Raw genomic sequence first — 11611 nt, 5'->3', positions numbered from 1 at the left:
TTAGTCGCTCGCTTAGTCGCTCGCTTCGTCGCTCGCTTCGTCTTTCGCTTCGTAGCATCCGCGCGCGGCGGCGCCGTTCAACCGCGCGCGCTTGAGCAGCGAGCGCTGGGCCGCCTCGACGTTCTCGGCCTTTCCTCGCCAAACCGCGAGCGGCGGCTCCTGCAATGCCCGCCCGTAGGAAAAGCTCAGCGGCCAAGGGCGCCGTCCGGTGCGATTGATGGCGTCGAGGTGAGCGCTCGCTTCCTCGGGCGTTTGACCGCCCGACAAAAAGTAAATGCCCGCGACGGCCGGCGGCACCGTGCGGCCGAGCACGGAGACCGTGTGCGCCGCAACCTCGCCTACGCCCGCTTGCCGCGCGTGCGTCTTGCCGGCGACGATCATGCTCGGTTTGAGCAGCATGTGCTCGAGCACGACGGCATACCGATGCAGCGCATGAAAGACCTCGTGCAAGACGGCCTCGGTCACTTGCGCGCAGCGCTCGAGCGAATGGTCGCCATCCATCAGCACCTCGGGCTCGACGATCGGGACGATCCCCGCTTCCTGGCAAATCGCGGCATAGCGCGCGAGCGACTCGGCGTTCGCCTTGACGGCAAGCCGGCTCGGCAACGCATCGGACACGTTGTAGACCGCCCGCCACTTCGCGAAGCGCGCGCCCTGCGCCTTGTACTTCTCGAGACGCCCTGCAAGCCCATCGAGCCCTTGCGTGATTTCGTCACCGCTTGCATGCGCGAGCGCGATCTTGCCCGCATCGACTTTGATGCCGGGTACGATCCCCTGCCGCGCGGCCAAGTTCGGCAACGGCTCGCCGTCGTCGGCATGTTGGTCGAGCGTTTCCTCGTACAGAATCACGCCGCTCACGTACCGACCAAGGCCCGGTGTCGACAGCAGCAGGGTGCGCCATGCACGGCGGTTTTCCTCGGTCGATTCGACGTCGATCGTCTTGAACCGCTTGGCGATCGTCGGACCGCTTTCGTCGGCGGCAAGCAAGCCCTTGCCGTTCTGCACGATCGCGTCGATGGTGGATTGCAGTGCACTGTCGGTTTGCATCGTCTGCTCCTCGGGCAAAAGGCGTCGCGCGCGGCCAAGCACGTTTGCGCGCGCAACGGTCGTCCCCCCGGTCTGCTCCTAGTGTGCGCGGTGCGGCGGACGTGCGCCAGCCGCCGATGTGCGTTCGACCGCGTAGGGAGCTTCGGGGCGCAGTCACAGGCGTGCGCAAGCACACCACACGTGATCGGCCCCTTGGGCTTCGCAAGCAAATCGAATGCCTGAGCGAATGCCCGAGCGAATGCCCGGAGGTACCGCGATCGCGAGCGCAGGGCAATCACTTGCAATTTCGCCGACGGCCGATTCGCGCGCACGAGCGCATGAAGCGTTCGATTCGCGCGGCGCTCGTCTCGATGCCCCGACTGCGCACGTCGACCTGCAAGCGAGCACAAGCGCGCTGCGCCCGCGCTTCACCGAGCACGGCGAGCGCCCCATGAAGGCGGTGAAGACGGTGCAACAGAGCCGTCGCATCGACCGACGCGAGCGCGGCGCGCAAATCCTCCTCGTCGCCGGGCCAGGCGGCCGCAAAAGCCTCGCGCAGCGCACGCCGCCGCGACGTGTCCGGTGAGAGGCCGTGCCCGCCGAGCACGGTGCTGCCGATATGCGCTCGCAATAGAGCGCGCAATTGCGTGATGCCGATGGGCTTGCGCAGCACAGCCGCAAATCCACCGGGCGGCGCTCCGCTCGTTCGCGCCCAGACCGGCTCGCGCCACGCCGTCCCGGCAATGACAGGCATCGCCAGCCCATGTGCGCGCAATGCGGCCAGCAACGCCTCGCCGCCCATGTCGGGCATGCACAAATCGGTGATGACGAGATCGTACGGACGACTCAACGCCCAGCGCAGCGCCTCTCCCCCATCGACGGCGGTATCGACGAGCCGATAGCCGAGCGCGTCGAGTTGATCGGCGAGGATGAGCCGGGCGAGCGTGTCGTCATCGACGACGAGAATGCGCACCTGATCGGCTGCGTGCGTGGCGATTGGTTCTAAAATGTCGAGCATGGTGGCCTCCGGGCTCGCACCCGCCGCACCGTGCGACGGCACGCGCGCCGCGATCGATCGATCGATCGATTCCGGCGAAGATAAGGCCGGATCGGGACCGCTGCGGCCATGTCCGACAAAAAAAGGACCGCGGGGGGCCGCCCTTCGAGGACAAGCCGACCCGCGGTCCGGACCGAACCGATCGAAACTACCTCAGTGCGCGCTCGCGCCTCCGCAAAAACGGCCATTGCCGAAACATATTGAAGGCGACGAGGTTGCCGAGCACGACGAGCGCAAGACCGACCACGGCCGGCACCGACCACCGATAGCCCTCGAAGACGGTCGATATGGCCAGCGCCACGAACGGAAACAACACGGTGCAGTACGCGGCGCGCTCCGGGCCGATCCGGCCGACGAGTGTCAGATAGGCCGTAAAGCCGACCACGGAGCCGGGCACGGCCAGATAGAACAGCGCGCCGAGATAGCGTGGCGTCCATTCGGGTTCGAACGAGAAGCCGGCCGCAAGGCTGCCGAGCGTAAGCACGCACGCGCCGATCAGCATCGCCCAGCCGTTCGTCACGCTCGGATGCAGCCCCATCGATTGCATGCGGCTCGACAGCAGATTGCCCGCGGAAAAGCACATCGTGCCGACGAGCGTAATGGCCAAGCCGAGCCACATCGTCCGATCGCCTGCATGGTCGGCCACCTGCGGCGCGAACAAGAACAAGATTCCGGCGAGCCCGAGCACGGCCCCGACGATCGCGCTCGGTTGCAGCGCGCGCCCCATGAAGACGCGCCCGCTGACCGCGTTAAAGAGCGGTGCTGTCGAGAAAACGACGGCAACGAGCCCGCTCGGCACGATTTGCTCAGCGTAATAGAAGCACAGGAAGTTGCAGCAAAAGAGCGCGAGCCCCTGTGCGAACAGCAGCGGCCAGGCGGCCCGCGGCGGCCGCATCGGGCGGCGGGTCAAGCGCACGAGCGTGAGCATGACGATCGACGCCAGAATGAAACGGAACGCGATCGAGACGGGCGGCGCGACCACCCCCGTCTGCCACTTGATGGCGATCCATGTCGTGCCCCAAATGAGCACGGTAGTCGAATAGAGCAGCAAGTTCATCGAAGCACTCGAACGATGTTGGGCGAGCCGAACTAGCCCACCGGTTCACCACTATGCAATGGCGAACCCCCATCGGCGTTGTCTATCCTTGCGGTTTTGTTCGCCCCTGCCGGCGCGCCGGTCCCGGTTTCTCTATACTCATACCGTCCTGATCCGATACGCATCGCCGCCGCCGTGAACGCGAGCCCCTTCGCCCCCGCTCAAACCGACGCCTCTTGCGCCGACGCACCGCCGTTCGGCATGCAGTCGATCGCCGTCACGCTCGCCAATGCGAACGCGACCCTCGAGCGCTTCGCCTGGCTCGGCGACCGGCTCGCCGTCGCGATCTGGCAGCGCAACATCGTCGAAGACGAAACGGCTTACGACCATCCCGGCCATCACACGCTCTCGTGCTATCTGGACGGCGGCTATCGCACCGAGCGCCAGAAGCTGCCGGGCCAGTACGGTGCGCCGCAGCGGCTCTGCGCATTGCCCGGCGATCACGAATCGCGCTGGTGGGTACGCGGCCATATGCACTTCATGCACCTGTATTTCCTGCCCGAGCATTTCACGCGGCGAGCGGTGCATGAACTCGATCGCGAGCCGCGCGAACTCACGCTCGCCGATCGCACCTACTTCGAAGACGCACAGATAGCCGCGTTGTGCCATTCGCTCGCCGCGCTGCCGTGGGAGACGAGCGACGAGCGCCTGCGCGCGAACGAAACCGCCCATGAGATCCTGAGCCTGCTGCTACGCAGCCAGGCGGTGCGCAGCAAGGACGCGTCCGTCAAAGGCGGCCTTGCGCCGGCGATCAGGCGCCGTCTGCGCGACTATATCGACGTGCATTTGGCCGATGCCGTTACGCTCGGCGATCTGTCCGGTGTGGCGTGCTTGTCGGAATTCCATCTATCGCGCATGTTTCGGGCCTCGTTCGGCATGCCGCCGCATGCATGGATCGCCGAGCGGCGCACCGACGTAGCGCGGCAGTTGTTACGCACGACGGCGCTGTCCCTCGATGAAATCGCCGCGCGCACGGGCTACGCCAATACCAGCCATTTCGGTCACCGCTTCCGCGCGGCCGTCGGTGCCTCGCCGCTCGCCTTCCGCCGCGCGCTGACGCGCCGCTGATCTGCTTCGCTCCCGCTTTTCGCCAGATGCGTGCGCAACGCGTCGATGACGGCCGCGATCTTCGGCGACGGCTGGCGCGTCGACGGATAGACGGCCTGAATCGCAGCCGGCTCGCCCGCCCATTGAGGAAACAGCCGCACGAGGCGCCCCGCCTTGAGATCCTCGCCAATCGAGAAATCAGTTAGGAGTCCGAAGCCTGCGCCCGCAAGCGTCGCCGCTCGGCATGCATTGGCCGTGTTGGCAAGAAAAGCCCGCTTGCAGCGGATGGTCACGCGCTGCCCGCTCGCATCGCTGAGCGAGCGCGTATAGGGATGCGCCAGCGTCGACAGCGCAACAAAGGGAAACTCGGCCAATCCGCTCGGCGATTTGGGTAGCCGCCGGCCCGCGAGGAACGCGGGACTCGCAACGAGCCATCGCAAGTATTGCCCGAGGCGCGCCGCCCGGTAGCTCGAATCCCTTAGGTTTCCTAAACGAACGGCGACGTCGATGCGTTCGGCGACGAGATCGACATAGCTGTCCCCGCAGACGAGTTCGACGTCGAGGCCGGGATGTGCGCATCGCAGTGCCGCGAGCGCGGGTGCCACGACGAGCGTGCCGTAATCGACGGGCGCCGCCACGCGCACCGTGCCGCGCAGCGGCCCGGACGTGGCGGAGATGGCCGACAGCGCATCGCTGGCGGCGCGCACGCATTCGCGGCTCGCGTCATAAAGCGTTCGCCCAGCCTCCGTCAAATTCGAGCGCCGCGTGGTACGCACGATCAGCGTGGCGCCGACTTCGGCTTCGAGCCGTTGAATGTGTGTGCTGACCATCGTTTTCGCCAAGCCGAGGCGATCGGCCGCGGCACTCAGCGACCCCGCTTCGACCACGGCGGCAAAGACGACGAGCCGATTCAGATTGACGTCGCGCAATTCGGGCATCGTTGATTGTCCACTTTAAATGGATTGTGATTCAGTGATTATCCATCTTATGCGGTCAATCATGCTGCGATAGCCTTTACGACGAGAACACTCCGATTCGAAACCGTCGTTACGAGGAATCCGCTCATGCCGCTCGCCCGCCCTCAACGGCCCATCCGCCTGCACGCGGCGCGTTTGTCAGGCCACGCTCACCGCGCGAAATTGTTCTTGAGCCTGCTCGACTTGCCGTTCGAGACGATCGAAGTCGACTTGCGGGCCCGTGAGCAGAAAACACCGGCCTTTCTGGCGATGAATCCCTTCGGCCAAGTGCCCGTCATCGAAGACGGCGACACCGTGCTGTTCGATTCGAACGCCATCCTCGTTTATTTGGCGAAGCGGTATGGCAACCCGTCGTGGCTGCCCGAGGACCCGCTCGGTGCGGCGCACGTGACGCAATGGCTCTCGATCGCGGCCGGCCAAATCGCGCACGGCCCCTGCGCGGCCCGCCTCGTCAAACTCTTCGGCGATACGCTCGACCATGACGTGGCGGTACGCACGGCGGTGAAACTGTTCGACGTCATCGAGCCCGAATTCGGCAAGCGGCCGTTCGCCGTCGGCGTGCATCCGACGATTGCAGACGTCGCCGCCTATACGTATATCGCTCACGCCCCCGAGGGCGGCATCGCGCTCGCGCCCTATCCGAACATCCGCGCGTGGCTCGCGCGCGTGGAAGCGCTGCCGGGCTTCGTCGCCATGCCCGCGTTCGAAGTCGCGCCGGCCGCGGCTTGACGCTACGTCGACAAGGATGAACACGCCATGAGCACCGTGACCAGCGTACGCACCCCCGCCACCCCACCGCCGGGGTGGGATCTCGATGAAGCACCGTTTCATGTCGGCGAAGTGGCCGTGCAAACGCGAGCGGGCGTGCGCGAGAAAGCCGAGATCGGCGGGCGGCGCGGCATTCGGCGCTACATGCCCGATCAGCACCGGCTGTTCTTCGAGCAGTTGCCGTTCATCGTGCTCGGCGGTGTCGACACGCATGGACAACCGTGGGCTACCTTGCGCATCGGCGAGCCGGGCTTCGTTTCGTCGCCCGACGCCACGACGCTGCGCATTGCCGGCGAAGCATTGGCCGGCGATCCTCTCGATGGCGGCTGGCACGAAGGTGCCGCACTCGGGGGCCTCGGCATCGAACCGGCGACGCGTCGGCGCAATCGCGTCAACGGCTTCGTGCGCGCCGCCGCTGACGATGCGCTGACCGTGGCGGTGCATCAGAGCTTCGGCAACTGCGCGAAGTACATCCAGAGCCGCGCGCCCACGCGCATCGAACCGAACGACTCATCGATAGCGCCTGCGGCCCAGCGCCGATCGGCGACGCTCGCTGCGTCCGACCGCGCGCTGATCGAGCGAAGCGACACCTACTTCATCGCCACCCGCAGCACCTTGCTTGATGACGAGGCGTCGCAGGGTGTGGACGTCTCGCATCGCGGGGGCTTGCCGGGGTTCGTGCACGTCGAGGATGAGCGTACGTTCGTCGCGCCCGATTACCGCGGCAATCAGTTTTTCAACACGCTTGGCAACATCACTGTGGACGCGCGCGCGGGCCTAGTGTTCATCGATTTCGAGCACGGCGATCTGCTCTATGTCGCCGCACGCACCGAGATCGTATGGGAAGGCAGCGCGCTCGAAGCGTTCGCCGGCGCGGAGCGGCTCGTACGATTCGAAGTCGACGAGGTTCGGCGCAGTCCAGGGGCGCTGCCGTTTCGATGGTCGGAGGTTGAGTATGCGCCGCAGTTGCGAACGGGAGCGGGGCTTAAGGCCGTCTAATCCACCCCACCAAAACGAAAACAAATTGAAAAAATTCATCGGTGAACGACAGCAGGTCGAAGCCCCAATCGACACCCATCGCGGCGTACCTGTATGGGAATGATTAACAAATACAATTTTATTTAAAAAATCGATAGCTTTTATCATGAGCGCTGAGAACCAGACCACTGAGGTGCGCCATGACGACTGCGCAGATGCAATTGGGATTGAGCGAGCGAACGACGCTCGCGATCGGCGACGCCCTCGCCGGCCGTGGCGCACGCAGCCCCATCGCCCGGCTGCGCGCCGCCCTGCTGTTTGCCGGGCCGGCTGTCGTCGCATCGATCGCCTATGTCGATCCCGGTAACTTCGCGACGAACCTGCAAGCCGGCGCCAAGTACGGCTACTCGCTCCTCTGGGTCGTGCTCGCCGCCAACGTGATCGCCATGCTGTTCCAAGGTTTGTCGGCGAAGCTCGGCATCGTCACGCACCGCAATCTCGCCGAAATCAGCCGTGCCCATTTCCCCCCGCCCGTCGTGTACGCAATGTGGGGCATCAGCGAAATCGCCGCGATGGCGACCGATCTCGCCGAATTTCTCGGCGGTGCGCTCGGCTTGTCGCTGTTGCTGCACGTGCCGCTGATCGTCGGCATGGGTCTGACCGGAATCGTCACCTACGCGATTCTCACCGCCGAGCGTCAAGGTTTTCGCCCGCTCGAGCTCATCGTCGGCGCATTGATCGGCACCGTGGCGCTCGCCTATGTAATCGAGTTGTTGCTCGTCGACGTGAACTGGCATGCCGCGGCCTACGGCACGTTGGTGCCGCAGTTACGAGGCCCCGGCGCCTTGTCGGTCGCCGTCGGCATTCTCGGCGCGACTGTCATGCCGCACGCGATCTATCTGCACTCGGGTCTCACGCAAAATCGCGCGCCGACGCGTAACGACGCTGCACAGCGCAAGCTGTTGCGCTTTTCGAATCGCGAGGTCGTGATCGCGCTCTCGGTCGCGGGGCTCGCCAACATGGCGATGGTCATCATGGCATCGGGCGCGTTTCATGCCGGCCACAGCGACATCGCCGAAATCGAAACCGCCTATCGAAGCCTCACGCCGCTGCTCGGCGCCGGCGCGGCCGCGGTCTTTCTCGTGTCGCTGTTGGCTTCGGGCATTTCCAGTTCGGTCGTCGGGACGATGGCGGGACAGATGGTGATGCAAGGATTCGTCGGCTTTCGCATTCCCATCGGGCTGCGCCGCCTGTTGACGATGGCGCCGGCGTTCGTCGTCGCGGCGCTCGGCGTGAACGCCACCGATACGCTGCTCTACAGCCAAGTCGTGCTCAGCTTCGCGCTGCCCGTGCCGATGATCGCCCTCGTGATCGTCACGAGCCGGCGCGACATCATGGGCGCGTTCGTCAACAGCCGGCGCGTGACGGCCGCCGCCATAGCGGCGACCGTCGTGATTCTCGCGCTCAACGTCGTGCTCTTGCTGCAAACGTTCGGGCTCGTGAACTGATATGACTTCGCGTGTCAATGGGGATCGGTTTTTAGCTTCTCGAGTACATGTCACGTGAATTTCCTGAGGGCGACGTAGCAGTAAATCCCGACGGTGGATCACACTGATATTCGCGGGTTGGCTACCGCATTACAGAGGTCCGCCCAACGAGCCTGCCGCTATCTAGCGTCGCAAATCGGATTTTGTCCATTGCGTAGTCCACTCGCGGATTACTCGCGTACCCGGACTACGCCGCCTTCAGGAAACTCTTCAGTGGTTAGGGAAGGTCAGGTGTTGCATTACTCATGCACCTCGCGCGGTACAGCGAGCGACATCGCCAGCCGGCTGATATCCCAGATGAAACCGGCCAGTTCGCGGGCCACGGCAACCACCGTGACGTTCGCGTTCTTGCCACGCGCAGCCAGCTTGCGATAGCGCCGGCACAGTCGCACCTGCGCGTCCCAGGCACGATCGATGATGGGCTTGGGGATGCCTTCATGTCGGTGCTGGATCTCGGGGCTCACGCGTGCCGGATGCCGGTAGCTCCAGGCGGCCTCGACCAACAACTTTCTTGCATAGCTGTTACCCGTCTTGGTGATGCTGCCCAGGCGCCGTTTGTTACCGGAGGAATGTTCTGACGGGGTAACGCCGAGCCAGGCCATCAGTTGGCGCGGGTGCGCGAAGCGTGAGAGATCGCCCAGTTCGGCGAGCATGCCCACGGCGGTCGTGAACTGCACACCGCGCATAGTCTGTAAGCCCAGTACAGCCGGATAGAAGCGCCAGTCGAGGACCGCCTCACGCAGGGCGGCTTCGAGACGCCTGCATTGCGCGAGACGGTCCTCGATCGTGCGCCGAAGTTCGTCGAGTGCCAGTTGCTGCCAAAGATTGCCGAACGAGAACGCGCTCAACCAGCGTCGGTGTGCCGGACCCCAGTCGGCCCGACCCGTGTAGCGCACGCCATGCGAGAGCAGAAAAGCCTTCAGCCGTTGTCGCGCACGCTTCATATCGTCTTTGGCGCTTACCCATGCACGTGCCAGATCGCGGAACGCTTCATCCTCTACGGTGGGCACGTACACTGCCGACAGGTCGCCGGTACGGACCAGCCGGACCAGCTTCACGGCGTCGCGTCGGTCCGTCTTGACGCGCTCGCCGGGCTTTCTGGGAATCAGTGACGGTGCGCACACCATGCACTCGAAACCCTTCCGCACAAGCTGACGGTAGAGACCATAGCCGCACGGGCCGGCCTCATAGACGATGCGTATTTGGCGCGCTTTGGACTGCAGGCGTTTGCACAGGCGATCGATGTCGGCCTGCGTCGTACCGATCTTGCCGAACAGTTCGACCTCGCCCGAGCCGGGCGCGTAGGCGACCGTGATCGAGTCCTTGTGGACGTCCAGGCCGACGTACAAAGTGCTATCGTATTCCATGCTGGCCTCCGCGCGGGAAATCGCCGGGTGTGGCACCGTCCACACCGTGCGGCTCTGGCAGCAATGCTAACCCGCGTTTGATTCCTCACGGCGGGCCAGCCCTACCTCACGCGAAGTCATACTGCCTAGCTGGCGCCCGCTCGGAGATGGGCTTCGTCAAGCCCGTCGCAGCCTCATTGCGTCGACCCGACGTGGTAGATGGCCGGATCGGGCGTGCCCGAAACGTCGAGCACTCCGACGAGACCCTTGCTCGCACGCGTGAGCGCATGATCGACGAGCATGTACTTGCCCGGATATCGCATCTTCATCTCGACGATCGCCGCCGCACCCGGCGGCACCAGTGTGGTTTGCACGTCGTGCTTGACGCCGCTCAGCGAGCCGTCTTCGTAGACGGTATCGAACACACCGCCGACGATGTGGAACGACGACACCTTGTTGGGCCCCCCAACGCCGAAATAGATACGCACGGTCTGTCCCACCTCGGCCACCAACTCGTGCGTCTTCGTCAGAGAACCGACGGCGCCGTTGAACACGTAGTACTCAGGCTGCTCGGCCGACAGCTTCGCCATGTCGACTTGCTGATGAACATGCGCGCCGAACGGCTGGCTCGTGTACATCTCGCCCTGCATGACGTAGTACTCCCTATCGACTTTCGGCAGGCCACCCGCGGGCTCGATCAGAATCATGCCGTACATGCCGGCCGCGATGTGCTCGGGCACGAGCGGCGTCGCGCAGTGGTAGACGAACAAGCCCGGGTGCATCGCCTTGAACGTGATCGTTTTTTGCTGTCCTGGTGCCACTTGCGTATCCGCGCCGCCGCCCATCGCCCCGGTCACGGCATGCAGGTCGATCGAATGCGTCATCTTGCTCGTCGACGAATTCGAAAGCGTCAGCTCGACCGTGTCGCCCACGCGGGCACGCAGCATCGGCCCCGGTACTTTCTTGTCGAAGGTCCAATACGTGAACGTGGTGCCGTCATCGAGCTGGCCCGTGACTTCGTCGGTTTCGATACGGTACTTGATCGTCTCGGGCGGACGCACGCCAATCGGCGGCGGCACGGCGGCGGGATCGCCCGCCACGCTGACGGCATCGGGCCGAGCCGGCAATACAGCCGTCGGTGCTGCGTACACAGCGGGCATCGGCATCGCGTGACCATCCATACTTCCGTGCGCCGCAGCAGGCTCGGCACCGCCGACATCGCCACGCGCCGAGACGGGCGTGGCGACACCGCCCGCGACGATCAGCTTACCCTCCATGCCTGCCTCACGATGGCCGGAGACACTGCAAAAATAGGGAAACTCGCCTGCGCGCGATGCAACGAAACGCAGCGTCGCTGGACCAGTGGCACCGCTGAATCGCTTCGAAGCAACGTTCAGATCGGGGAACGTGATGTCGTGCTCCGCCCCTTCGGTGCTCGCGACGGTGATCTCCACGGTGTCGCCGACTTGCACTTTGAGATCCGGGTCGACGTGGCCACGCTCGTCCTCATAAACAAGCCTGCCGTCCGCGATATTCGTTCGCAGTACGAAGTGTCCGACTCTGCCTTGCACGCCGGCAGGAGAGGCAGCCGGCGCCATCGGAATCGAGGCGGGCGCGGCGGCAAGACTGAAGGTGGGGCCGGCGGCTGCGAGTAATGCGACAGCGACATAAAGAGGGGCGATGACACGGAACTTGCACATGCTGTGCTCCATAACCGAATGATCTTCTTCGTGACCGGCCCGAAGCACGACACGCGGCCTACGCGTACC

At 64.7% G+C, this 11611-nt stretch carries 10 protein-coding genes; 4 read left to right on the top strand and 6 right to left on the bottom strand.

Translation table 11 applies throughout. The features are described 5' to 3' along the window. Positions 1-12 precede the first annotated feature (12 nt). The 3 genes from J3485_RS01335 to J3485_RS01325 form a co-directional block, all read right to left on the bottom strand. The gene (locus tag J3485_RS01335; RefSeq protein WP_206950824.1) at positions 13-1047 is read right to left on the bottom strand and encodes a class I fructose-bisphosphate aldolase; all 1035 of its coding nucleotides are present in this window, start codon (positions 1045-1047) and stop codon (positions 13-15) included. Positions 1048-1321: 274 nt separating this feature from the next. Then, positions 1322-2044 carry an Hpt domain-containing response regulator gene (locus J3485_RS01330; protein ID WP_206950823.1) on the bottom strand — a complete coding sequence of 241 codons (723 nt, stop codon included), beginning with the start codon at positions 2042-2044 and terminating at the stop codon, positions 1322-1324. 187 nt (positions 2045-2231) lie between these two features. After that, on the bottom strand, positions 2232-3140 hold the full coding sequence (locus J3485_RS01325) for a DMT family transporter (protein WP_206950822.1): 909 nt from the start codon (positions 3138-3140) through the stop codon (positions 2232-2234). Between the two features lie 174 nt (positions 3141-3314). Here J3485_RS01325 and J3485_RS01320 point away from each other — a divergent pair, with 174 nt between their 5' ends. After that, entirely contained in the window at positions 3315-4247 is a 933-nt protein-coding gene (locus tag J3485_RS01320) for a helix-turn-helix domain-containing protein (RefSeq protein ID WP_374192399.1), read from the top strand. On the opposite strand, the gene J3485_RS01315 is transcribed toward J3485_RS01320, so the two are convergent. Next, positions 4181-5164 (bottom strand): LysR family transcriptional regulator, encoded by a 984-nt coding sequence (locus J3485_RS01315; RefSeq protein WP_206950821.1) that lies wholly within the window; start codon positions 5162-5164, stop codon positions 4181-4183. The two genes, J3485_RS01320 and J3485_RS01315, sit on opposite strands and share 67 nt — an antisense overlap. A gap of 126 nt (positions 5165-5290) precedes the next feature. Between J3485_RS01315 and J3485_RS01310 the strand changes: the two genes are divergently transcribed. The 3 genes from J3485_RS01310 to J3485_RS01300 all read left to right on the top strand — a co-directional run bounded on the left by J3485_RS01310 (position 5291) and on the right by J3485_RS01300 (position 8457). Continuing rightward, a complete protein-coding gene (locus J3485_RS01310; protein WP_206950820.1) occupies positions 5291-5932 on the top strand; it encodes a glutathione S-transferase family protein in 642 nt (213 codons plus the stop codon). 27 nt (positions 5933-5959) lie between these two features. Continuing rightward, the gene (locus J3485_RS01305; protein WP_206950819.1) at positions 5960-6970 is read left to right on the top strand and encodes a pyridoxamine 5'-phosphate oxidase family protein; all 1011 of its coding nucleotides are present in this window, start codon (positions 5960-5962) and stop codon (positions 6968-6970) included. A 179-nt stretch (positions 6971-7149) separates the two neighbouring features. Continuing rightward, positions 7150-8457 (top strand): Nramp family divalent metal transporter, encoded by a 1308-nt coding sequence (locus tag J3485_RS01300; protein ID WP_206950818.1) that lies wholly within the window; start codon positions 7150-7152, stop codon positions 8455-8457. A gap of 278 nt (positions 8458-8735) precedes the next feature. On the opposite strand, the gene J3485_RS01295 is transcribed toward J3485_RS01300, so the two are convergent. Further along, the gene (locus J3485_RS01295; RefSeq protein ID WP_206950817.1) at positions 8736-9863 is read right to left on the bottom strand and encodes an IS110 family RNA-guided transposase; all 1128 of its coding nucleotides are present in this window, start codon (positions 9861-9863) and stop codon (positions 8736-8738) included. A gap of 173 nt (positions 9864-10036) precedes the next feature. Further along, positions 10037-11542, bottom strand: coding sequence for a copper-containing nitrite reductase (gene nirK, locus J3485_RS01290; RefSeq protein ID WP_206950816.1), 1506 nt, complete (start codon positions 11540-11542; stop codon positions 10037-10039). Positions 11543-11611 lie beyond the last annotated feature (69 nt).

The organism is Trinickia acidisoli, assembly GCF_017315725.1.
In the GTDB taxonomy this organism is placed as follows: Bacteria; Pseudomonadota; Gammaproteobacteria; order Burkholderiales; family Burkholderiaceae; genus Trinickia; species Trinickia acidisoli.
Note: the sequence above shows the minus strand (reverse complement) of the source record. Positions and strands in the feature narration are given on the sequence as shown.